This is a genomic window from Nocardia abscessus NBRC 100374 (assembly GCF_000308455.1).
GTDB classification, from domain to species: domain Bacteria; phylum Actinomycetota; class Actinomycetes; order Mycobacteriales; family Mycobacteriaceae; genus Nocardia; species Nocardia abscessus.
The window spans coordinates 12,913-34,972 of sequence record NZ_BAFP01000047.1 but is presented as its reverse complement, the minus strand read 5'-3'; the positions used below and the strand labels follow the sequence as shown (position 1 = coordinate 34,972).

Here is a 22,060-nt window from a genome sequence, read left to right as displayed (position 1 = left end):
CTCGCTGCGATATTTTTACGACTGCGAATTCATCGAGGACGGTGTGACCATCGATTTGGTCTCCATCGGCGTCGTCTGCGAGGACGGCAGGGAGTACTACGCGGTGTCCACCGAATTCGATGCCGAGCGCGCGGGCCCGTGGGTCCGCAGGTACGTACTTCCGCAACTGCCTTCGCCGTCCTCGCCGCTGTGGCGCAGCCGCGACCGGATCCGCGACGAGTTGTACGCGTTCCTGGTGCCGCGGCCGACCGTGCAACCGGAGCTATGGGCCTGGGTTTCCGCCTACGACCATGTCGCCTTGTGCCAACTGTGGGGCTCCATGGTGGATCTGCCGAACGCGCTGCCGCGCTACACCAACGAGTTGCGCCAGCACTGGGAGGCACACGGCCGTCCCGAGCTGCCGCCGATCCCGCCGGATGCGCACGACGCGCTGGCCGACGCCCGGCACAACCTCGCCAAGTTCGACGCCATCGAATCCGCTCGCCGCGCGACGCCACGCCTGTGACGCGCGTGCCGTGACGCACGACGGCCCCGAGTCGGAGATTCGACTCGGGGCCGTCGCGTGTCGGGCGTCAGTGGCCGTGCTTGCCGTTGGCCGCCTCTTGAGCCTGCTGCAGCACCTTCAGCTGCCTGTGCTCTTCCTCGTGCTCGATCTCGAAGTGCCGATCGCTCTCCTCCTGCGGGTCGGCCCGCAGGAAGCTGCCGGTGCCCGGCTTGCCGGCCGAACCGAGCTGGTTCATCTTCTTCGGGACCGGGGCGCCCTGGTACTCCAGCGGAATCGGGTGCCCGTGGTCGTCGACCGGGCCGAGCGGCTGGTGCACCTCGATGTACTCGCCGTGCGGCAGACGCTTGATCACGCCGGTCTCGATGCCGTGCTCGAGCACCGCGCGGTCGCTGCGCTGCAAGCCGAGGCAGAACCGGTAGGCGATGTAGTAGGCCACCGGCGGGGCGACGAGCAGGCCGATGCGGCCGATCCACGTGGTCGCGTTCAGCGAGATGTCGAACTTCAGCGCGATGATGTCGTTGACGCACGACAGCGTCAGCACCACGTAGAACGCGATCGCCATCGAACCGATCGCGGTCCGGACCGGGACGTCACGCGGACGCTGCAACAGGTTGTGGTGCGCGCTGGTGTCGCCGGTGAGCCGCTTCTCGATCCACGGGTAGGCGATCAGCACGGTGAACACCAGACCCATGATCAGCGCGACCCAGAACACCGCGGGCACGGTGTAGTTGCCGATGTACAGCTCCCATGGCGGCATCAACCGGGCCATGCCGTCGGTCCACATCATGTAGAAGTCCGGCTGCGAACCCGCCGACACCTGCGACGGGTTGTACGGGCCCAGGTTCCAGATCGGGTTGATCTGGAACACGCCGCCCATGATGCCCACGATGCCCAGGGTGAAGGCGAAGAACGCGCCCTGGTCGGCGGCGAACACCGGCACGATCCGTGCGCCCACCACGTTGTTCTCCGTCCGGCCGGGCCCGGGGAACTGGGTGTGCTTCTGGTACCACACCAGCGCCACGTGCGCGGCGATCAACGCCAGGATGATGCCCGGGAACAACAGCACATGCGCGATGTAGAGGCGCGGGATGATGATGTCGCCGGGGAAGTCACCGCCGAAGATCAGCCAGTGCATCCAGGTGCCGACGATCGGGATGCTCATCGTGATACCGCCGAACGCGGCCCGCAGGCCGGTGCCCGACAGCAGGTCGTCGGGCAGCGAGTAACCGAAGAAGCCCTCGAACATCGCCAGGATCAGCAGCAGCGAACCGATCACCCAGTTCGCCTCGCGCGGCTTGCGGAACGCGCCGGTGAAGAAGATCCGGAACAGGTGGATGATGATCGACGCGGCGAACAGCAGAGCCGCCCAGTGGTGGACCTGCCGTACGAACAGACCGCCACGCACCTCGAAGGTGATGTTCAGCGCGGTCTCGTAGGCCCGCGACATCGTCACACCACGCAACGGCTGATACGCGCCGTCATAGACGACGTGGCTCATCGACGGGTCGAAGAACAGGGTCAGGTAGACGCCCGACAGCAGCAGGATGATGAAGCTGTAGAGCGCGATCTCGCCGAGCAGGAACGACCAGTGGGTCGGGAAGACCTTGTTGATCGACCGCTTCATGAACGCGGCGGCGCGATACCGCTCGTCCGCCTCGTGGGCTTGGGCTGCGGCAGAAGGACTCATGAACGGCGCTCCCAGTAGGCCGGGCCGAGCGGCTCGATGAAGTCGCCGTTGGCGACCAGGAAGCCCTCAGCGTTGACGGTGATCGGCAGCTGCGGCAGCGCGCGAGCGGCGGGACCGAAGACCGGCTTGCCCCACTCGGTCGCGGAGAACTGCGACTGGTGGCAGGGGCACAGGATCCGGTTGGTCTGCTGCTCGAACAGCGAGGTCGGGCAGCCGAGGTGGGTGCAGATCTTCGAGTAGGCGAAGTAGTCGCCGAAGTTGAAGCTCTCCTGCCCCTTGCGCTTGATCGCCTTCTGCGCGTCTTCGGTGCGCAGGCGGATCAGCATGACGGCGTTGCGGATGCCGCGCAGGGAATCCAGCGTCGCGTGCTCGTCGCCGCGCCACTTCTCCTTCCACGGGAACACCGTCTCCATGGCGCCCGCGTCGAGATCCTCCGGACGCACCAGCACCACGTCCTCCGGGCGACCGGTGTCGCGGCGGATGTAGATGGTCTCGCCCGGGAAGTCCGGGGTCCAGCCGGAGACCCACAGCGGCGACTTGTCGCCCTTGGCCCACGGGTTCTTGATCATGCCGCCGACGAACACCAGCAGCGCGCCGATGCCGAGCACGCCGACGCCCGCGCCCGCGGTGCGCGTGATCATCTTGCGGCGGCCGAGGGTGGAGGTGTCCAGCGCGTCCTGCAGCTCGGCCACCAGGGTGCGGCGCTCGACCTCGGGCGACGGACCGTCGTGCCGCTGCTGGATGGACAGCTCGGCGGGGATGAACAACTTGCGGATCAGCACCACCGCGACGCCGATGACCAGCACCGAGATGCCGAAGGTCAGGCCGACCAGCGGGGTGAACAGCGAGTAGGCCGCGTGGCCCTCGTCTTCCTTGCTCTTGAACTCCCACGGCCAGAACAGGAACACGCCGACCAGCGCCGCGGCCGCGATGCCGGACACCGCGAACCAGAAGGTCACGGCGCGCTCGGCACGCTTCTCCGCCCGGGTGCCCGGGATCGGGAAGCGTTCGCGGCGGTAGGCGACGTCAACGCCGTCGCGCTCGGTACCGAGCTTGACCAGTTCGTCGCGCGACATCTTGTCGAGGTCGGCCTCGGTCGGCTCCGCCGCGGGGGCGTTCACCGGCTGCTCCTTCGACTGGTGCGCGTCGTGGCCCTCATCCGGCCGACCCATGTCGTCTCGCTCCTTATCCCTATCGCTCATGACCTGTGTCCTTTCGGCATGACCGGAGCGCCCTCCGTGGTCACGCGAGCTACCGCCTCCGGGCGCTGACCGGTCATGACCGGGATCCGATCCACATCGCCGCGCCGACCACGAGCGTGATGCCGACCACCCAGATGGCCAGGGCCTCGGTCGCGGGACCGAATCCACCGAGATCCCAGCCGCCCGGGCTGTGCTCCTCGGCGGAGTTCTTGACGTAGGCGACGATGTCGCGCTTTTCCTCCGGGCTCAGCTGGCGGTCGGAGAACTTCGGCATGTTCTGCGGGCCGGTGAGCATCGCCGCGTAGATCTGCTGCTCGCTGGCGGGCGCCAGCGGCGGCGCGAATTTACCGGAGGACAGCGCGCCGCCGCGTCCGGTGAAGTTGTGGCAGGACGCGCAGTTCATCCGGAACAGCTCCGACCCGCGGGCGATGTCAGCACCGCGCAGCGACTCCTGGGCCACCTCGCCGTCGGCGTCGCGGAGCACGGTCGGACCGCCGCCGTTGGCCGCCACGTAGGCGCTCAGCGCGTCGGTCTGGTGGGCGTCGAACTTCGGCGGCTTGCGCTGCGCCTGGGCCTCGTTGCGAGCCATCGGCATGCGGCCGGAGGACACCTGGAAGTAGACGGCGGCCTCGCCGACGCCGATCAGGCTGGGACCGCGGTCGGCCACGCCTTGCAGGTTCGCGCCGTGACAGGTGATGCAGGACGTGTCGTAGAGCTGCTGGCCCTCGCGGATCAGCGCGGACTGGTCCTGGTGCGCGGTCGCGCGCTGCGGGTCCGGCGTCAGGGCCGATGCCAGGAAGCCTGCTCCGACGAGACCCACCAGCAGCGCAAGTCCGCCCGCGATGCGACGGCGAACGCGGCGCTGCCTGCGCGTCCTGCTGGCCTGGCCGTTCCCGGGGCTGGCGGGCTCTGGCGCTGACGGGGGAGATGAACTCATCTGTGTCCCTTTGGAGTAGACGGAACCGACTTGTGCGAAAGATCTTGGGTCTCGCCGCGCCCGCTCGGCGGCGCGACGTCCACGATCAGCGGACGAAGTAGATCGTGGCGAACAACCCGATCCACACGATGTCGACGAAGTGCCAGTAGTAGGAGACGACGATCGCGGCGGTGGCCTGCGCCGGGGTGAACTTGCTGACCTTGGTACGCAGCAGCAGGAACACGAACGCGATCAGACCACCGATGACGTGCAGACCGTGGAAGCCGGTGGTGATGTAGAACACCGAGCCGTAGGAGCTGCTGGAAATCGACGTTCCCTCATGCACCAGGTTCATGTACTCGTAGCCCTGGCCGAGGACGAAGAACGTGCCCATCGCCAACGTGACGACATACCAGCGGCGCAGGCCGAACACGTCGCCCTTCTCCGCGGCGAACACGCCCATCTGGCAGGTGAACGACGACGCGACCAGCACGGCCGTGACCGGCACGGCGAGCTTCAGGTTCAGCTCGGTCGGCTCCGGCGGCCAGTGACCGTGCGCCTGGGCGCGCGCGACGAAGTACATCGCGAACAGGCCTGCGAAGAACATCAGCTCGCTGGACAGCCAGATGATGGTACCGACGCTGACCATGTTGGGCCGGTTCAGCGAATGCACACGCTGGGTAATGGCCGATCCTGGGGTCCCTACTGCGGTCGTCACGGGGGTAAGTATGACTCGTCGTAGTACGACGCCAGTACCCGGGTACGAAACTCGTTCTTCCGTGTCGGAAAACGCAGGGAAGGACAGGCTCTCGACCAGGGAAGGGCGTGGGGCGAGCGGTGTCCGCGAGCCCGGAACGGGTCGCACCGCGGACGAACGCCCGGACAGCATGACAGGCGAGAGTAAGGAGAACCTGAGATGGAGGCTCATATGGCATCCCGGCTGTGGCGGCGGCTACTGCGCCGAGACCGGCAGACGGCGCTGGACCCCCACCGCGCGGACCTGGTCGTGGTCGCGTCCGGCTTCGACGACGCGGAGGCGTGTTCGACCGCGCTGGCGCGCGCGACCGGACTGACGCCGGACGCACCCGCGGTGCTGCGCCACCACCTGCGCATCCCGCCCCAGCACGTGGAAACCGTCTGCGCGATCGCCGCACAGGACGGCTACTCCCCCGCGCCCCAGGAAGGCGGCCCGGGCGCCGACGCGCTCGAAACGGTGATCCTCCAGCGAGTACAGCTGCTCGACGCCCTGCACTGCGCCCAGGAACGCTCGCGGATGGCCGGCCTCGCCCAGCGTCACGACGGCACCGCCGACGGCTGGGACGCCCTGCAACCGGGCACCCCGGCATAACCGGTCGCGCACTAGGCTCCCTGAGGAGAGACTGGTGCGCGAAACCAGTGTGACGGGAGAAGTGGAATGAGCGTGCGCAGCTGGCCCCAGGTGCTCGGAGTCCTCGCTGATGGTGGCGACCTGGCCGCGGACGACACGTCGTGGGCGATGAACGAGATCATGTCCGACAACGCCACCCCCGCGCAGATCGCCGCGTTCGGCGTCGCGATGAAGATCAAGGGCCCGACACCCACCGAGCTGACCGGCCTGGCCACGGGCATGCTCGAGCACGCCCGGCTGGTGCGGATCGATGGGGACGCGGTCGACATCGTCGGTACCGGCGGTGACCGGTCCGGCTCGGTGAACATCTCCACCATGTCCTCGATCGTGGTGGCCGCGGCCGGGGTTCCCGTGGTCAAGCACGGCAACCGCGCCGCGTCGTCGAAGAGCGGCGGCGCGGACGTGCTGGAAGCGCTCGGTGTGAAGCTCGCGCTCGGTCCCGAGGCGGTGGCGCACTGTGTGCGGGAGGTCGGCATCGGCTTCTGCTTCGCGGCCGTGTTCCACCCCGCCCTGCGGTACGCGGGGGCGGCCCGCAGCCAGATCGGCATCCCGACGGTCTTCAACGTGCTGGGCCCGCTGACCAACCCAGCGCAGCCGCGCGCCGGGCTGGTCGGCTGCGCGTTCGCCGACCTGCTCCCGGTGATCGCTGGCGTGTTCGCCGAACGCGGTGCCAGCGCCCTGGTGGTGCGCGGCAACGACGGGCTCGACGAGATCACCACCTCCGACACCACGGAGGCATGGATCGTCTCGGGCGGACGGACGCGTCGGACCACCATCGACCCCACCCGCATCGGCATTCCCCGGGTCGACCTGGACGCGCTGCGCGGCGGCGACGCGGAGGTGAACGCGGGCGTGGCCCGCGACGTGTTCGCCGGTCACGGCGGAGCGGTCCGCGACGCGGTGCTGTTGAATTCGGCCGCGGCGATCGTGGCCTACGACTGGTCGCGCGGCGCGGGCGATCCGGACGCGGACCTGCACGCCGCGCTCGCCGCGGGCATCGACCGCGCCGCCCAGGCGATCGATGCGGGCAACGCGGCCGCGCTGCTGGAGCGCTGGGCCAAGCTGACGCAGACGCTCGGCGACAGCTGACGCTCGGTCGGTCGAGGCGTGCTGTCCCTCGCCGCCGCCCCAGGGGTGAATGCGCCCGAAGGCACCTTGTTCGACGTGGAGATCCGCAACCGCGCCGACGGCGTCGCGCACCGGCACGACGCGCGGGCCGCTCGGGGCGATGTGGTCGAAGTGCTCGCGCCGAACGACACCGCCTATTTCATGGTGCGCCCCGTCCGAGAACTGAGCGGGGATCACTCGCCCAGCGAGAACCCGGCCTCGACTTCGGCCCGCGAGTACGACTTGAACGCGATGTGCGTCGTGGTGCGCAGCACACCGGGCGTCTTGTCGATCCGGCTGGTGACCACCTCGGCGATCTGCTCGTGATCGCGCACCCGCACGATCGCGATCAAATCCACGTCACCCGCGCAGGAGTAGACCTCGGCGACGCCCTCGGTGTCCGCGACCGCCTGCGCGGTCTCGGGGATGCGGCCGTTGTCGGCGTGAATCAAGACGATCGCGGTAATCATGGTGCTCAGCCTAAGCGGTCGAGATAGGCCTGCTCGGTCGGTTGGGCGCGGACCGCCGCGTCGGCGATCTCCGCCCAGCCCAGCCACCGCGCCGCACCGAACATGGGCTCGTGGTACCCCTCGGTGGTCCGCACGATCCGCGCCCCGGGCCGCGCCAGCCAGCGGACGACCAGCGCCACTTCCTCCGGTACGGCGCCCCGCAGCGGTGGGGCATCATCCGCAGGAGAGCCGGTGTGGTCGGGATTCGCTGTCGGCATCACCGTTTCGGCGGCGGCCACGATCTGTTCGACGATGGGCATCGGCGGCACACCGCGCGGCGCGGCGCCGGAACCGGCGAGGCGGCCGTAGCGGATGACCGCGAACTCCCACCCGCCGTTGCCGTCGGGATGCGCGGCGATCAGTTCGGCTATGCGCGCCAGCGCGGCGAGTCGCTGGGTACGGCGCAGCGCGCGCACCACCCGCACGGCACGGTCGCGTAGCCGGGCGGCCGCCTCGAAATGCTCCGCACGCGAATGCGTTTCGATCCGATCGAGCATGAGCCGAATCGGCGCGTCGCTGTGCCCGGCGAACAACGCGCGCACGAGCGCGGCCGCGGGCGCGTACTCCGCTTCGCCCAGCGCCCTCCCCACGGAGCCCGCCGGACACCCACCGACGAGTGCGGGCGGGCACTCGTGGGTCGCCTTCCGGGACAGCCGCGTCGTACAGGTGCGCAGCCCGGTGAACTCGGCGATGATCACCCCCAGATCGACGGCATCGTTGCGAGAGTTGAACGGCCCCAACGCATCCCGGGACGGTTCGCGCACCACCGAGAACCTGGGGAACGGCTCGTCGGTGAGGGTGAGCCACCAGGCCCGCTTCGGGAACTTCGACCGGCGGTTGTAGGGCGGGGCGTGTGCCACCAGCAGCCGCAGTTCGCGCACTCCCGCCTCGAGCGCGTGCGCGCACACCACATGGTCGACCCGAATCGCCAGCGACACCATCTCTTTCATCCGGCCACGGGTCTCCGAACCGGTGAAGTAATTACGGACACGGCGACGCAAGTTCACGGCCGTACCTATATATAGGACTTCATCGGAAGGACCGCGGAACAGATACACCCCGGGCGAAGCGGGTAGATCGGCCGCCAGGACACGCTTGGAGCGCTGCCGGGGCGTGACGTCGGGCAGATAGTCGAGCAGCTCGGTGAGACTGTGGACGCCTTGGTTCCCGACTCGCCCGATCAGCGCGTGCAGCACGTCGACGGTCGCACGGGCGTCTTCCAGTGCGCGGTGGGTCGGCTGGGTGGCGGCGCCGAGCAACCGAGCCAGCGAACCCAGCCGCACCGAGGGCGCTTCGTCGCGCCCGAGCACCCGCCGCGCCAGTTTCACGGTGCACAGCACCTGTGCGGGCGGCCACGGCGTGTCGCACTGCGCCGCGGCGGCGCGCAGGAACCCCATGTCGAACCGGGCGTTGTGCGCGACCAGCACGGCGCCCGCGGCGAACTCCAGGAAGCCGGGCAGCACCGCCTCGATCCGCGGCGCGGCGTACACCATCGCGGTGGTGATGCCGGTGACGTGCACGACCGCGGGCGGAATCGTGCGCCCCGGGTTGACCAGCGTCGCGAACTCGCCGAGCACCTCGCCGCCGCGCACCTTCACCGCGCCGATCTCGGTGATGCCGTCGGCCCCGGGACTGGTCCCGGTGGTCTCCAGGTCCACGACCACGAACGTGGTGTCGTAGAGAGGCGTGTCGAGCTCGTCGAAAGCCAGCTGCTGGGCGGCGGCCGGGCGCGGCGCGGGGTCGGGCACGGCGTGCAGCGTAGGGCCGAGGTCCGACAGAAACGGGCGCGCGAGAACAGCCCGCGATGCGCGAATAACACCGTGGGGATTCTCGGGCGGTACCCGGGAAATGATCTAGAAATACCCGAAAGAGACCCAGATCACATAAAGGAAAAAACTGTATCAAACATTGCGGCGCGTCCAAGGGTACGGGATCGCCCGGAGCCGGGCGTGTCGGTCGCGTACGGCTCTACAGCGTACGAACGGGCGACCATACTCGGATCTATGCCAGATTCCCTGTCTCCACCTGGCAAAACGCTCCATCGAACACCAGAGTGTCACCTACCGGATCCACCCACCCGAACTCGGCCTCGACACGAGATCTTTCTGTCGTTATCTTTTCGTGATTCGATAGGACGTATCTCACACCGATTCGCCGACAATTTGTTGAGCATCGGCTTTTCGCATTCCCCGCGGCTTTACAAATGACCGTGATGTGTTCGTAACCTTTTCGAGACCTCACGGAGTCCGCCGCGCCGAACGGTGCGGTGCCGACGAAGTCCCGCGGCACCACCGGGTGCCGGCGTCGTGAGGCAGATTGGGAGTACCGCATCATGACGACCAACGCCGTCAAGCGTCACGCACGCCGCGCTGTTGCCGCCGGGGCCGTCGGCGCTGCCACCATCGGCGCGTTCCTGCTGCCCGCAGCCCCCGCGTCGGCCCAGCCGGTGACCATCCCCGGCGTGGGAACCTTCGACGTTCCGAACGAGATCCCGGTCCCACAGGCTCTCCCGGGCCTCGAACTGCCCGGTCCCGCTCCCCTCCCGTTCGCCGCCCCCAAGTCCTCCGGCGAGGTCGCCCTGGACGCCGCGCTGAGCAAGGTCGGCTCGCCGTACGTCTACGGCGCCGCGGGCCCCAACTCGTTCGACTGCTCCGGCCTCGTCCAGTGGTCCTACCGCCAGGCGGGCCTCGAACTTCCGCGCACCAGCGGCGCGCAGCTCGCCGCGGGCAGCCCGGTGTCGCTGGACAACCTGCAGCCGGGCGACCTGGTCTCGTTCTACGGCGGCGGCCACTCCGGCCTCTACGCCGGCGACGGCAACGTGGTGCACGCCGCCACCTCCGGCACGCCCGTGCAGGTGGCGCCGATCTCCTCCATGCCGATCGCGGGCGCTCGCCGCTTCTGAGAAGCAGCTGGTCGGGCCGCGATCGCGCGGCCCGACCGCAACACGGCGCTGTGATCGTTTCGTTCTCTACTGGACATCGACCACGGCCGTTCCGTAACCTAACCGAGACCTTCCACTGAATACCCCGGGTTTTCCACGGGCAAACACCGGAATTCACGAAGGTCTCTGCGTCGGTTTCACGAGAGATCGCTTCACGAGAGAACGGGGCACCGCGGGCTGTGGCTGCACATCACCGGAGACAGCACACCAAACGTCTGGTGGGAGGGACGCTGGCCGCCGGAATGCTGGCCGCGGGCCTCTACAGCGGCGGTCCGGCCGGAGCGGATCCGGTAGCGCTTCCCACCACCGCCACCGAAGCCGTGCAGCGGATGATCGACCTGTCTCGCCAGTCCGAGCAGCTCAACCAACAGGCACTGGGCGCGGAAGCCGAGTTGGAGGCCAAGCTCGCCGTGCAGCGCGACGCCGACGAGCGGCTCGCCGCCAGCACCGACATGGTCGACCGAGCCCGCGACGAAGTCCGCCGGTATCAGCCGGTCATCGACCGCACCGCGATCGCCGCCTACCAGGGCGCCCGCACCAATCGCCTGTTCGCCGTGCTGGTCAGCGACTCGCCCCAACAACTGCTCGACCAGATGTCCACCCTGGATGTGGTGTCCGCGCAGACCTCCGAGCAGCTCGCGCACTACACGAAGGCCACCGACGCCGCGACCGCGGCCGAATCGGCGGCCCGCACCGCCGCCGACGCCGCCCGCGCCGCCGCGCAGAAAGCCGACGCGGTGCGCCTCGACCTGGAACACAAGCGCAACGACCTCGGCGGCGCCGTCGCCGAGGTGGTGGCGGCCTGGGGCGCGCTGTCGGCCAAGGACAAGTCGGCGCTGGCCGGCTCGCCGTTCCCGCCCGGCTTCGACCGCGACACCCTCCTGCAGGGCCTCGTTCCCGGCAGCGGCACCAGTGCGCTGGCCGCCGGGCTCACGCGGGTCGGCGACCCGTACGTCTGGGGCGCCACCGGTCCGAACCAGTTCGACTGCTCCGGTCTGGTCCAGTGGGCGTTCAAGCAGGTCGGCAAGAACGTGCCCCGGACCAGTTCGCAACAGGCCGGCTACGGCACCCCCGTGGCAAAGGACGATCTGCAGCCCGGCGACGTCGTGTTCTTCTACTCCGACATCTCGCACGTCGGCATCTACGCGGGCAACGGACTCATGCTGCACGCCTCCACCTTCGGTGTTCCCGTCGCGGTCGCACCCATCAGTTCGACGCCCTACCACTCGGCTCGGCGATACTAGGCGTCGTGAGCGAGCCAACCAGCGGCAAAGCGCCATCCACGGCCCAATCGACCGGCAACGGACGACGATGAGCGGTCCGCGCGGTCGATTCCTCACACCGGCCGCCGCACGGTGCCTCGGTGCCTCCGCCACGAACCGGGCCGAGGCCCGCAGATGAGTGGAATGCGGAAGTTGCGCGCCTGGTGGTCGGCGCGGCGGCGCTTCGAGTTCTGCCTCACCGTCGCGATGGTGATGGCGCTGACCGGCGTCTGCGTCGCGCTGATCATGCTGCCCAACACGGTGCTACCGAAACTGCGCGCCGCTGAACCGAGTACGGCCGAGGCCGTGGGCCAGGCCGCGGCCGCCGATCCCCGGCTGGCCGAGGTGCGGCGCATCGTCGAACCGTTCGGACCGATCGTCGCCCGCCAGGTGCCGACCGGTGACGGGCGGCAATCCCTGGTCGTCGGACATCCCGACCAGCGGATCGAGATCGATGTCCTGGAGCGCGCGCTCGCCGATGCCGTCACCTCGGTGACCGACGTATGGGGTCCGGGATGGGCGCAGTCCGCGCTCGTCGTCGTGGCCTCGTCCCCGTCCGAGTTCGCCGCTCTGGTGCGGTCGGCCGAGCTGCTGCCCGCCGAGGTCGCCGCCGCCTCGATCGCCGACCCGTTCACGCCGGGCAGCCTGCCCACCGGTCAGCGCGTCGTCTTCGGTCCCGACACCGGGCGCCGCCTCGATCCCGAGGGCATGGCGAGCCTGCTGCGGCACGAACTGACGCACATCGCGGCCCGCGCCGACACCGTCGACGGCGCCCCGCTGTGGATGCTGGAAGGCTTCGCCGACTACACCGCGCACCATCGCGAGTCACTGCGATTCGCCGAGGTCGCTCCGACCCTCACCGCTCATGCGCACGCGGGCCGGATTCCCGACGATCTACCCGCCGACGCCGATTTCTCCGGCCCCGACGCCGCCTTCACCTACGAGAAGGCCTGGTCGATCTGCGCTTTCGTGGCCGAGAAATACGACCAACCCCGCCTCGTCCAGCTCTACCACCGCATCGCGGCGGGCAAGCAGGACCCGGCCACCGAAGACCGGATCCTCCGTGAAGTCCTCGGCGCCACCCGCACCGAGTTCATCGACGACTGGCGCACCTGGCTCCGAGCCAGAACCACCTGACGCCGATCCCTCTGACGATCGAAGCCACCTGCTTCGACCGCTCGAACGCCGCAGGACCAGGCCCAGTCCAACCCTCGCGCCGCAACGCACACGCCAACGGCCGACCGCATGGCTATCGAGCTTCGGTAACCAGACACATCCCCGCCATGCATCGCAACCACATCCCGGCGGGGCATCGCAACCTGCGCCCAAGGCTCCTGCGTACTGCCGAACACGATTCCGAGACCGCCCATCGTGCGTCAGCGGCCGCACTCCCTGCTAACCGACCACCGCATCCCGCGAAGTCGAAGTCACAGCGCCCTTGCGACCCAGCAACACACCGCAACCCAGATGCCGACATCACCGCCTGACGCGACCACACTGGCACAACTCCCGGTTTCGAGCGAAGCGAGACCGAGCATGCGCCGTTCGCGGCCCGGCTCGCGTCCGAGCGGCCGCCGCGTCCGTGACGAAGGAGCAAGCGGCGGTCGCTCGGACGCGAGCCACAAGGGGGCCGCGAACACCCAGCGCCGAAGGCGCTGGAAAAACCAACACAGTATTTTGTTGCGCATGGGCCGAACTTTGCTGGTTACCAATGATTTCCCGCCGCGGCCGGGCGGTATCCAGTCATATCTGCAGGCTTTGGCCGGTGAGCTGCCCCCGGATGACCTGGTGGTCTACGCTCCGCGCTGGCGTGGCGACAGCCATCTGAAGTTCGATGCCAAGCAGAAGTTCCAGGTGGTTCGCCATCCCACCACGCTGATGCTGCCGACGCCGCTGGTGCTGCGCCGCGCCACGCGTCTGCTGCGCAGCGAGAAGTGCGACACGGTGTGGTTCGGTGCGGCGGCGCCGCTGGCGCTGATGTCGCCCGCGCTACGGCGCGCGGGCGCCGAACGCATTCTGGCCAGCACCCACGGCCACGAGGTCGGCTGGTCGATGCTGCCGGGCGCCAGGCAGGCGCTGCGTGCCATCGGCGAGCACACCGATGTGGTCACCTACGTGAGCCGCTACACCCGCCGCCGGTTCGCCTCCGCGTTCGGGGCGAACGCGGCGCTGGAGTATCTGCCGCCCGGCGTGGACACCGAGGTGTTCCGTCCGGATCCGGCCGCGCGTGCCGAGCTGCGCGACCGTTACGGCTTGGGCGACCGTCCGACCATCCTGTGCCTGTCGCGCCTGGTGCCGCGGAAGGGACAGGACGCGCTGATCCTCGCGATGCGCGAGGTCCGCGAGCGGGTCGACGGCGCGGTGCTGGTGATCGCGGGCGGCGGGCCCTTCGAGGACAAGCTGCGCGCCCTCGCGGTCGCCGCGGGCGTCGCCGACGACGTGGTGTTCACCGGCCGTGTGCCGTCCGGCGAGCTGGCCGCGCATCACACGCTGGCCGACGTCTTCGCGATGCCCTGCCGGACCAGGGGCGCGGGCTTGGACGTGGAGGGTCTCGGCATCGTCTACCTGGAGGCGTCCGCGTCCGGCGTCCCGGTGGTGGCGGGAAATTCCGGTGGCGCGCCGGAAACGGTGATCGAGGGCAAGACCGGTCGCGTGGTGGACGGACGGTCCGTGGCGCAGATCGCGGACGCGCTGGTGGCGATCCTGTCCGATCGGGACGCCGCCGCGCGGATGGGCGCGGCGGGGCGGGCGTTCGTCGAGCAGCAGTGGCGCTGGGACACCCTGGGCGCGCGCCTGCGACAGCTGCTGCGGTGATCCGCGTCGCATCTACTACGCTCAGCGGAGTGAGCAGTATCCAGGTCGCAGATCAGACGTTCGTCGCCGCATCGGGGGCCGCCGTGGCCGAACTGCTGGCGGGACCGAACACGTGGCGCCGCTGGTGGCCGGATCTGGACTTGGAGGTCCGCGAGGATCGGGCCGAGAAAGGTATCCGCTGGGCGGTGGCGGGGGCGCTGACCGGAACCATGGAGGTGTGGCTGGAGCCCTCGCTCGACGGGGTGATCCTGCACTACTTCCTGCATGCCGAGCCGCAGCCCGCGCTGCCCGCCGGCAAGCTCGCCGCGGCCAACCGGGCGCGCCGGGTCGCGGGCAGGAACATGGCGTTCGAACTGAAGTCCCGGCTGGAGGCCGATCGCCCCGCCGGTGTCGCTCCCGCGCCCCTGGCGTGATCTACCAGCACCGACGCTGAAAGGAACCGCTGTCCGCATGGCCGACAGGACCCAGAGATCGATCGTCATCGAGGCCCCGTCGCAGCAGGTGATGTCCGTTATCGCCGATCTGGAGTCCTACCCGGAGTGGGTATCGGCGGCGAAGTCGGTCGAGGTGCTGGAGGCGGGCCAGGACGGTTTGGCCAAGACCGCGCGGTTCGTGCTGGACGCCGGAGTGGTCAAGGACACCTACGTGCTGTCCTACGACTGGCGCGCCGACCGCAAGGCGGTCAGCTGGCGGCTGCTCAGCGGCGAGCTGCAGAAGGCGCAGAACGGCACCTACGAGCTGATCGATCGGCCCGGCGGCGGCACCGAGGTCGTCTACACGCTGACCGTCGACCTGAACATCCCGATGATCGGCATGTTCAAGCGCAAGGCCGAGAAAGTGATCACCGACACCGCGCTGAAGGAACTGAAGAAACGGGTCGAAGGCTGACCGCGCACGAGACCCGGGTCGAACTGTTCATCGGCAAGGGTGGCGTAGGCAAGACCACGCTCGCGTGCGCCACCGCCATGGCCGAGGCCAGGGCGGGCCGTCGCGTGCTGGTCGCATCGCTCGATCAGGCGCATTCGCTCGGCGACGCGCTTGGCTTCCGTTTCCCGCACGACCCGGGCGCGGTGCCCGGCGTCGCCACCGTGCTGCCCGGTCTGGACGTGATCGAGCTGGACTCGCTCGCGCTGCTCGAAGACCGGTTCCGGGACGTGGTACGGATGGTCGCCACCGGCCGCGGGCACGAGCACGGTTTCGATCTCGCCGCGCTGGACCCGGCCGAGCTGACCGGATTGCCCGGTGTGCAGGAACTGCTGATGCTGGTGGAGATCACCCAGTTCGCCGCGGAGGACGACTGGGATCTCATCGTCGTCGACTGCCCGCCCTCGGCGGACATGCTGCGCATCGTCACCGCGCCCGGCACCCTGCTCGGCTACGTCGAGCGCATGTGGCCCCCGCACGCGCGGGCGATGAGCGCCGGCGGCACCGATCTGCGCCGCGCCGTGCTCGCCGCGACGGTGGAACGGATCGTCAAGGCGGTTACGGAGGTTCGCGACCTGCTCGCCGACCACCGGCGCACGGGGGCGCGGCTGATCACCGTCGCCGAGCGGGTGGCGGTGGCCGAATCGGCGCGGGTGCGTTCCGCCGCGGCGCTGCTGGGCCTGCGGCTGGACGCCGTGGTGGTGAACAAGGTGCTGCCCGAGCTCGCACCGCCCGGCGATCCCGCCGGAGCCGAACATCCGGCGGTGCACTGGTATTCGAATCGTTGCGGCGAGCAATCGGACGTCATCGCCGAGTTGCGGAGCACGATGCGGGGTATCCCGGTGCTGATCGCGCAGCACACCGGTCCCGAGCCGATCGGGCTGAACTCGCTGGCCGCGCTGTCGTACGCGACGGACTCGGCGGGCGACACCGGCGACGCTGCGCTTATGCTGAGCGACAATCAGACGGAGGTCGACGCGAGTTCCGGCGAACCGCTGGTTCTCCGGGAATCCGGCACCGGATTGCACGCGGTGTACGCGCTGCGCATGCACCTGCCGGTGGTCGACGCCGCCACGTTGCGCCTTGGCCGAGTGGAGGACGATTTGATCGTGGGAGCGGACGGGGTCCGGCGCCGGGTGCGCCTGGCGCCGGTATTGCGGCGGTGCACGGTCGACAGCGCCGAGCTCGATGACGGAGACCTGGTGGTCCGCTTCCGGCCCGATCCGCTGGTCTGGGCGCACGCGTCCGAAAGTCACGACGATGACCGGTGATCCGCACCCGCCCAAGGGCGACGCGGCCGGCGGACACGCGGACGGTGTCGCCGAATTCGCCGCGGAATTGAAGCTGCTGGCCGAGGCGGTGCTGGAGCGGGTCGAGCCGGTGCTGCGGCAGGCCGCCGACGGACAGGTCGAGTGGTCCAGTTGCAACTGGTGCCCGGTGTGCGCGGCCGCGGCGCTGGTGCGCGGGGAGCACCACGAGGTGCTGGCCGCGGTCGCCGATCACGGCACCGCGATCGTCACCGTGCTGCGCGAGGCGCTGGCGGGGGTGCCGGTCGAACCGGTCATGCCCACCGCCGCCGATCCGGAAACCGGTGCGCCCCATCGCCACGGTCCACGCTCGGACGACGAACGCCCGCGGTATGTCGACATTCCCGTGACTATCAAGGTATGACGCACCAGATGGCCGGTACGCGACCGCTGACCGTGGGAATCGACGTCGGCGGCACCAACATTCGGGCGTCGGTGATCGATGACAGCGGCGAAGTGCTCGACACGGTCCAGGCGCCGACGCCGCAATCCGCGCGGGCGCTGGAGGACGCGCTGGACCGGGCCGTGCGCGACCTGTCCGGCAGGCACCCCGTCGGCGCGGTCGGCTTGGCGGTCGCCGGGTTCATCAACGGCGATCGCTCCACGGTGCGGTTCGCCCCGCATCTGCCCTGGCAGGACGCCCCGGTCGCCGAGCGCCTGACCGAACGGCTGGAACTGCCGGTGATCCTGGAGCACGACGCCAACGCGGCGATGTGGGCCGAATACCGGTTCGGCGCCGCCGCGGGCGGGCACAACGTGGTGCTCGTCGCGATCGGCACCGGCATCGGCGCCGCCCTGCTGATCGACGGCCAGCTGTACCGGGGCACGCACGGCGTCGCGCCGGAACTCGGTCATCTGCAAGTTGTTCCGCAGGGCCGAGCCTGCCCGTGCGGCAAGCACGGGTGCTGGGAGCGCTATTGCAGCGGAACCGCCCTGGCCGACACCGCGATCGAGCTGCTGGCCAGTGATCCGGTGCGCTCGGTGCTGGCCAGGGACGTCGCGCGTGATCCCGGCTCGCTGACCGGTCGGCGGGTCGCGGGCGCGGCGCAGGACGGCGACCCGCTCGCGACCCGGGTGATGGCCGACTTCGCGCGCTGGCTCGGGCTGGGGCTGGCGTTCGTCAGCGACATCTTCGATCCCGATCTGGTGGTCATCGCGGGCGGTGTCAGCAGTTCGGCGCCGCTGTTCCTGGACGAGGCGCGCGAGGAGTACGCGCGCGCGATCACCGGTGCCGGACACCGGCCGCTGGCCCGCATCCGGACCACCCAGCTCGGTGAGGCCGCGGGCATGATCGGCGCCGCCGACCTCGCCAGGGCGGCCCTGTCCACCGGGGCGCGCAAGTCCGCGCGGATCGCGCGGACCAGCCGTTGACGCCGCGCCCCACACCCCGGTCGGCCGGGCGACACGCCGACCATGACCATCGGTCGGCGTCGGGGCCGTAGTGTGGTGAGATTCGCCGCTGCGGTTGGATGTGATCTTGCACCAGCGGTAAAGTCGGCAATTGACGCAGGTGCCCGCTACTATCCCGGTCCCGGGGGAAGGACGTCATGTTCTACTGGCTGCTGAAGTACGTGCTGCTGGGACCGTTCATCCATCTCTACAATCGGCCGACGGTCGAAGGTGTGGAGAACATTCCGGCGGACGGGCCGGCCATCATGGCGGGTAACCACCTCTCCTTCGCCGACTGGCTGTTCGCTCCGTTGCTCAGCCCGCGGCGGATCAACTATCTCGCCAAGGCCGAGTACTTCACCACCCCTGGCATCAAGGGCCGGTTCCAGAAGTTCTTCTTCAGTGCCTCGGGCCAATACCCGATCGACCGCAGCAGCGCCGACGCTGCCGAGGACGCGCTGAACGCCGCTCGCAAGCTGCTCGATCAGGGCCGCCTGGTCGGCCTCTACCCGGAGGGCACCCGCTCCCCCGACGGCCGCCTGTACAAGGGCAAGACCGGTCTGGCCCGTCTGGCGCTGGAGACCGGCGTCCCCGTCATCCCGGTCGCCGTGATCGGCACCGACGAGGTCAGCCCGCCCGGACCGTTCCGCTGGCGCCGCCGCAAGGTGACCGTCAAGTTCGGCGAGCCCATCGACTTCTCCCGCTACGAGGGCATGGGCGGCAACCGCTTCGTCGAACGCGCCGTGACCGACGAGGTCATGTACGAACTCATGCAGCTCACCGGCCAGGAATACGTCGACGTCTACGCCCACAGCCTGAAGAAGGGCGTTCCGAGCGGCAGCCGCCCCGAAGCCGTGTCCGTCCGCATCCCCGACACCGCCGCAGGCTGATCCACTCCACCGCCGGCTGATCGCTGTTCCCCCGCGCCAGGACGTCGAGCGTGCGGACGAAGATCTGCGGCATCCGCTCGGAGGCCGACCTGCACGCTGCCGTCGCCGCCGGTGCCGACGCGATCGGATTCATCTCGGGCGTCACGCATATCAGTGAGGACGCGCTCGACCGGCGCCGCGCCGCAGCCCTGTCGGCGGCCACTCCGCCGTTCGTCACCCGCGTACTGGTCACCCATCTGGAGGACCCGGCACTGATCATCGACCTTGCCGACCAGATCGGTGCCGACGCGATCCAGGTGCACCGGCTCGTCTCCGTCGCGGTGGTGGCCCGGGTCCATGAGCGGGCCGGGGGGCGTCCGATTCTGGCCGCCGTGCCGGTGACCGGCCCGGAAGCCGTCCACTCCGCACGCGCCGTGGCTCCGTATTGCGATGCCGTCCTGCTCGATTCACCCACCGCGGACCGGCTCGGCGGCACCGGGCATGCGCACGACTGGTCCATCAGCGCGACCATCGTCCGCGCGATGGCCGAATGCGGTCGTCCCGTCGTGCTCGCGGGCGGCCTCACACCCGGCACGGTCGCCGCGGCCATCCGGCGCGTCCGTCCGTACGCCGTCGATGTGAACAGCGGCGTCGAAACCTTTGATGGCGACAAGGATCCGGCCGCTTGCGCCGCCTTCGTCGCCGCAGCTCGACCCATGCCTTGACGAACGCCGCCGCGACTTCCCGGTGCCATAGACTCGGCCCGGTTGTCCATGGCGACAAGGTAACGACAAGTCTTCGGTAAGACGGGGCGGCGAGAGTACGAGCATGTTCAAGAAGTTGCTGGCGGCGGCCGGGGTCGGTGGGGCCGAAGTGGAGACCGAGTTGTTCACGCCGGGTGTGCAGCCCGGGGGCGCCGTCGAGGGCGTGATCCGGTTGCGGGGCGGCGCGGTCGAGCAGGAGATCGCCTCTGTGGCAGTGGAGTTCGTGACCAGGGCCGAGCAGGAGTACGAGGATCACGAAGGTGTTCGTGATATCGCGTTCGGCCGCAACGGGGTGCACGGCCCGCTGCATCTGCCTCCGGGCGCGGTGCTGGATTTCCGGTTCGCAGCACGCGCGCCGATGGAGACGCCGATCACCTTCTACAACGGCCGCCACCTGCCCGGCACGGTCGTCTCGCTGCGCACGATCGTGGAGATCCACGGCGCGGTGGACGCCGCCGACACCGACCCGATCGGCGTCGGCGCGCTGCCCGCACAGCACGTCGTGCTGGAAGCCGTGGAACGTCTCGGATTTCACCTGCGCAGCGCGGACGTGGAGTCGGGACGGGTGCACAACACACCGCAGACGCTGCCGTTCTACCAAGAGATCGAGTTCGCCGGTTCACCGCACTACCCGCGCCTGAACCAGCTCGAGGTGACTTTCGTTCCGACCGAAACCGGCATGAGCGTGGTCTTGGAGGCGGACAAGCGCGGCGGCTGGATCTCCGAGGGCCGCGACGTCTTCGATGCCCTGTGGGTGGACTACCAGCACTTGGGCGGCGTGGACTGGGCGGGCGAACTGCACCACCGTCTGGCACGCCTGGCGCACTGACGAACGAGCGCGCTTGTTGGCCGCACGGACCCGGCGCGTTCACGTGACGTTGACGTGATTGCGCCAGGGTGGCCTGATGACCGGCTCGCCCTCAGGCCCATCCCGGCGCACCGTCTTACGCGCCTCCGCACTCGGACTCGTGGCGGCCCCTGTGCTGACCGCGTGCTCGTCGGACAGCGGCCCCGGGCTGGTCCGGCAGCGGCCTGTGCTCACTCATGGTGTTGCGGTAGGTGACCCGCGCACCGACGGCGCGCTGATCTGGGCTCGCGCCGATCGTCCCGCCACCTTGATCGTGGAGACCGCCGCCACGCAGTCGTTCACCGATGCCAAGCGTTTCACCGGACCGCTGCTCACGCCGGATTCCGACGGCACCGGCCGCGTGCGGGTCAACGGCCTGCCCGCGGGACAGCAGGTGCACTACCGCGTGACGTTGCAGGGCGAGGACGGCGCCACCTCCGAACCGGTCACCGGCGTCTTCCGCACCGCGCCCACCGCCGCGGCGGACATCAGGCTCCAGTGGAGCGGCGACGTCGCGGGCCAGGGCTACGGCATCAACCCGGAGCTGGGCGGCATGAAGATCTTCGCCGCCATGGCCGCCCGCGACCCGCACCTGTTCGTACACTCCGGCGACTCGATCTACGCCGACGGACCGCTGAAGGAATCGGTAACCCTGCCGGACGGCCGGATCTGGCGCAATATCGTGAGCGAGGCGAAAAGCGCTGTCGCGCAGACCTTGGATCAGTTCCGCGGCAACTACGCCTACAACCTGACCGACGCGAACTACCGCCGGTTCAACAGCTCGGTCGCCCAGGTGGTGCAGTGGGACGACCACGAGACGGTGAACAACTGGTACCCAGGCGGGCTGGTCGCCGAGTCCAAGGGTTACACCGAACGGAGTATGGACACCCTGGCCGCCCGCTCCTGGCAGGCCTTCCACGAGTGGATGCCGCTGGAACCCAGGGAAGCGGTGGACGGTCGCCTGTATCGCAAGATCGCCTACGGCCCGCTGCTGGACGTCTTCGTGCTGGACATGCGCGCGAACAAGGACGCCAACGACGCCAACAACGGACCCAGCGGTCGCATCCTCGGTCCGGCGCAGACGAAATGGCTGATCGACAGTCTGCGCTCCTCCACGGCCACCTGGAAGATCATCGCCAGCGACCTGCCGCTCGGCGTGATCGTCCCGGACGGCGAACAGAAGAACACCACCGCCTACGAAGGCCCGGCCAACGGAGATCCCGGCGCACCGGCGGGCCGGGAACGCGAGATCGCCGAGGTATTGTCGTCGATCCGGGCGAACAAGGTGGCCGACGTCGTCTGGCTCACCGCCGACGTGCACTACACGGCGGCGCACCGCTACTCCCCCGAGCGCGCGGTCTTCACCGACTTCGACGAGTTCTGGGAGTTCGTCTCCGGTCCGCTGAACGCGGGGGCGTTCGGCCCGAACCAGCTGGACGGCACATTCGGCCCGGAGGCGGTCTACGTGCACGCGCCGCCGGTGCAGAACAGCTCGCCGCTGGACGCCTTCCAGCATTTCGGCGAGGTGCGCATCGACGGAAAGTCAAGGGAACTGACCGTCGACCTGTGCGATGACGCCGGATCCGTCCTGTTCAGCAAGAGCCTTGCGCCCGCGTCGCGGTAGCCCTCG

The 22,060-nt window shown here is 69.3% G+C and carries 22 protein-coding genes; 16 read left to right on the top strand and 6 right to left on the bottom strand.

The annotated features are described in order from the left end of the window. The first annotated feature begins 4 nt into the window (after nt 1–4). Entirely contained in the window at nt 5–505 is a 501-nt protein-coding gene (locus ON19_RS09740) for a polyadenylate-specific 3'-exoribonuclease AS (RefSeq protein WP_043689278.1), read from the top strand. 67 nt (nt 506–572) lie between these two features. On the opposite strand, the gene qcrB is transcribed toward ON19_RS09740, so the two are convergent. From qcrB to ctaE, 4 genes are all read right to left on the bottom strand, one after another. Then, complete coding sequence (gene qcrB / locus ON19_RS09735) at nt 573–2,192, bottom strand: cytochrome bc1 complex cytochrome b subunit (RefSeq protein WP_043689277.1); 1,620 nt, start codon at nt 2,190–2,192, stop codon at nt 573–575. Further along, nucleotides 2,189–3,364, bottom strand: a complete 1,176-nt coding sequence (qcrA, locus tag ON19_RS09730; RefSeq protein ID WP_372478723.1) for a cytochrome bc1 complex Rieske iron-sulfur subunit — start codon at nt 3,362–3,364, stop codon at nt 2,189–2,191. The genes qcrB and qcrA overlap by 4 nt, the downstream gene beginning before the upstream one ends. 103 nt (nt 3,365–3,467) lie before the next feature. After that, a complete protein-coding gene (qcrC, locus tag ON19_RS09725) occupies nt 3,468–4,331 on the bottom strand; it encodes a cytochrome bc1 complex diheme cytochrome c subunit (RefSeq protein WP_083899255.1) in 864 nt (287 codons plus the stop codon). Nucleotides 4,332–4,416: 85 nt separating this feature from the next. Next, nucleotides 4,417–5,028 (bottom strand): aa3-type cytochrome oxidase subunit III, encoded by a 612-nt coding sequence (ctaE, locus tag ON19_RS09720; protein WP_043689275.1) that lies wholly within the window; start codon nt 5,026–5,028, stop codon nt 4,417–4,419. Between the two features lie 210 nt (nt 5,029–5,238). Here ctaE and ON19_RS09715 point away from each other — a divergent pair, with 210 nt between their 5' ends. Both ON19_RS09715 and trpD read left to right on the top strand, forming a co-directional pair. Next, on the top strand, nt 5,239–5,658 hold the full coding sequence (locus ON19_RS09715) for a hypothetical protein (protein ID WP_086006617.1): 420 nt from the start codon (nt 5,239–5,241) through the stop codon (nt 5,656–5,658). A 66-nt stretch (nt 5,659–5,724) separates the two neighbouring features. Next, on the top strand, nt 5,725–6,786 hold the full coding sequence (gene trpD / locus ON19_RS09710; RefSeq protein WP_043689270.1) for an anthranilate phosphoribosyltransferase: 1,062 nt from the start codon (nt 5,725–5,727) through the stop codon (nt 6,784–6,786). 212 nt (nt 6,787–6,998) lie between these two features. Here trpD and ON19_RS09705 read toward each other — a convergent pair whose 3' ends face one another. Both ON19_RS09705 and ON19_RS09700 read right to left on the bottom strand, forming a co-directional pair. After that, nucleotides 6,999–7,274, bottom strand: coding sequence for an Lrp/AsnC family transcriptional regulator (locus tag ON19_RS09705; RefSeq protein WP_043689267.1), 276 nt, complete (start codon nt 7,272–7,274; stop codon nt 6,999–7,001). A gap of 5 nt (nt 7,275–7,279) precedes the next feature. Next, on the bottom strand, nt 7,280–9,061 hold the full coding sequence (locus ON19_RS09700; RefSeq protein ID WP_051168687.1) for a DEDD exonuclease domain-containing protein: 1,782 nt from the start codon (nt 9,059–9,061) through the stop codon (nt 7,280–7,282). Between the two features lie 584 nt (nt 9,062–9,645). Between ON19_RS09700 and ON19_RS09695 the strand changes: the two genes are divergently transcribed. The 13 genes from ON19_RS09695 (at nt 9,646) to ON19_RS09635 (ending at nt 22,054) form a co-directional block, all read left to right on the top strand. Continuing rightward, the gene (locus ON19_RS09695; RefSeq protein WP_043689335.1) at nt 9,646–10,215 is read left to right on the top strand and encodes a C40 family peptidase; all 570 of its coding nucleotides are present in this window, start codon (nt 9,646–9,648) and stop codon (nt 10,213–10,215) included. Between the two features lie 281 nt (nt 10,216–10,496). Continuing rightward, a complete protein-coding gene (locus ON19_RS09690; RefSeq protein ID WP_086006616.1) occupies nt 10,497–11,498 on the top strand; it encodes an NlpC/P60 family protein in 1,002 nt (333 codons plus the stop codon). 153 nt (nt 11,499–11,651) lie between these two features. After that, entirely contained in the window at nt 11,652–12,653 is a 1,002-nt protein-coding gene (locus ON19_RS09685; RefSeq protein WP_043689262.1) for a hypothetical protein, read from the top strand. Nucleotides 12,654–13,202: 549 nt separating this feature from the next. After that, nucleotides 13,203–14,330, top strand: coding sequence for a glycosyltransferase family 4 protein (locus tag ON19_RS09680; RefSeq protein WP_043689259.1), 1,128 nt, complete (start codon nt 13,203–13,205; stop codon nt 14,328–14,330). Nucleotides 14,331–14,359: 29 nt separating this feature from the next. Next, a complete protein-coding gene (locus tag ON19_RS09675; RefSeq protein ID WP_043689257.1) occupies nt 14,360–14,743 on the top strand; it encodes a hypothetical protein in 384 nt (127 codons plus the stop codon). Nucleotides 14,744–14,780: 37 nt separating this feature from the next. Next, the gene (locus ON19_RS09670; protein ID WP_043689255.1) at nt 14,781–15,218 is read left to right on the top strand and encodes an SRPBCC family protein; all 438 of its coding nucleotides are present in this window, start codon (nt 14,781–14,783) and stop codon (nt 15,216–15,218) included. Then, nucleotides 15,215–16,525 (top strand): ArsA family ATPase, encoded by a 1,311-nt coding sequence (locus ON19_RS09665; RefSeq protein WP_280925705.1) that lies wholly within the window; start codon nt 15,215–15,217, stop codon nt 16,523–16,525. The genes ON19_RS09670 and ON19_RS09665 overlap by 4 nt, the downstream gene beginning before the upstream one ends. Beyond that, nucleotides 16,515–16,925 carry a hypothetical protein gene (locus tag ON19_RS38810; protein ID WP_051168686.1) on the top strand — a complete coding sequence of 137 codons (411 nt, stop codon included), beginning with the start codon at nt 16,515–16,517 and terminating at the stop codon, nt 16,923–16,925. The genes ON19_RS09665 and ON19_RS38810 overlap by 11 nt, the downstream gene beginning before the upstream one ends. Further along, nucleotides 16,922–17,932, top strand: coding sequence for an ROK family protein (locus tag ON19_RS09655; protein ID WP_043689250.1), 1,011 nt, complete (start codon nt 16,922–16,924; stop codon nt 17,930–17,932). The genes ON19_RS38810 and ON19_RS09655 overlap by 4 nt, the downstream gene beginning before the upstream one ends. Nucleotides 17,933–18,108: 176 nt before the next feature. After that, nucleotides 18,109–18,840 carry a lysophospholipid acyltransferase family protein gene (locus ON19_RS09650; protein ID WP_043689248.1) on the top strand — a complete coding sequence of 244 codons (732 nt, stop codon included), beginning with the start codon at nt 18,109–18,111 and terminating at the stop codon, nt 18,838–18,840. Between the two features lie 50 nt (nt 18,841–18,890). Further along, on the top strand, nt 18,891–19,544 hold the full coding sequence (locus ON19_RS09645) for a phosphoribosylanthranilate isomerase (RefSeq protein WP_043689246.1): 654 nt from the start codon (nt 18,891–18,893) through the stop codon (nt 19,542–19,544). Between the two features lie 103 nt (nt 19,545–19,647). After that, nucleotides 19,648–20,412 carry a sporulation protein gene (locus ON19_RS09640; protein WP_043689244.1) on the top strand — a complete coding sequence of 255 codons (765 nt, stop codon included), beginning with the start codon at nt 19,648–19,650 and terminating at the stop codon, nt 20,410–20,412. Nucleotides 20,413–20,488: 76 nt separating this feature from the next. Next, complete coding sequence (locus ON19_RS09635; RefSeq protein WP_043689242.1) at nt 20,489–22,054, top strand: alkaline phosphatase D family protein; 1,566 nt, start codon at nt 20,489–20,491, stop codon at nt 22,052–22,054. Nucleotides 22,055–22,060 lie beyond the last annotated feature (6 nt).

Bases quoted from the DNA above. Each gene is read 5' to 3' on its own strand.
- qcrB (WP_043689277.1), bottom strand. From the start codon at position 2,192: ATGAGTCCTTCTGCCGCAGCCCAAGCCCACGAGGCGGACGAGCGGTAT.
- ON19_RS09640 (WP_043689244.1), top strand. From the start codon at position 19,648: ATGTTCAAGAAGTTGCTGGCGGCGGCCGGGGTCGGTGGGGCCGAAGTG.
- ON19_RS09680 (WP_043689259.1), top strand. From the start codon at position 13,203: ATGGGCCGAACTTTGCTGGTTACCAATGATTTCCCGCCGCGGCCGGGC.
- ON19_RS09690 (WP_086006616.1), top strand. From the start codon at position 10,497: ATGCTGGCCGCGGGCCTCTACAGCGGCGGTCCGGCCGGAGCGGATCCG.
- qcrA (WP_372478723.1), bottom strand. From the start codon at position 3,364: ATGGGTCGGCCGGATGAGGGCCACGACGCGCACCAGTCGAAGGAGCAG.
- ON19_RS09650 (WP_043689248.1), top strand. From the start codon at position 18,109: ATGTTCTACTGGCTGCTGAAGTACGTGCTGCTGGGACCGTTCATCCAT.
- ON19_RS09685 (WP_043689262.1), top strand. From the start codon at position 11,652: ATGAGTGGAATGCGGAAGTTGCGCGCCTGGTGGTCGGCGCGGCGGCGC.
- ON19_RS09635 (WP_043689242.1), top strand. From the start codon at position 20,489: ATGACCGGCTCGCCCTCAGGCCCATCCCGGCGCACCGTCTTACGCGCC.
- ON19_RS38810 (WP_051168686.1), top strand. From the start codon at position 16,515: ATGACCGGTGATCCGCACCCGCCCAAGGGCGACGCGGCCGGCGGACAC.
- qcrC (WP_083899255.1), bottom strand. From the start codon at position 4,331: ATGAGTTCATCTCCCCCGTCAGCGCCAGAGCCCGCCAGCCCCGGGAAC.
- ON19_RS09705 (WP_043689267.1), bottom strand. From the start codon at position 7,274: ATGATTACCGCGATCGTCTTGATTCACGCCGACAACGGCCGCATCCCC.
- ON19_RS09695 (WP_043689335.1), top strand. From the start codon at position 9,646: ATGACGACCAACGCCGTCAAGCGTCACGCACGCCGCGCTGTTGCCGCC.
- ON19_RS09655 (WP_043689250.1), top strand. From the start codon at position 16,922: ATGACGCACCAGATGGCCGGTACGCGACCGCTGACCGTGGGAATCGAC.
- trpD (WP_043689270.1), top strand. From the start codon at position 5,725: ATGAGCGTGCGCAGCTGGCCCCAGGTGCTCGGAGTCCTCGCTGATGGT.
- ON19_RS09670 (WP_043689255.1), top strand. From the start codon at position 14,781: ATGGCCGACAGGACCCAGAGATCGATCGTCATCGAGGCCCCGTCGCAG.
- ON19_RS09715 (WP_086006617.1), top strand. From the start codon at position 5,239: ATGGCATCCCGGCTGTGGCGGCGGCTACTGCGCCGAGACCGGCAGACG.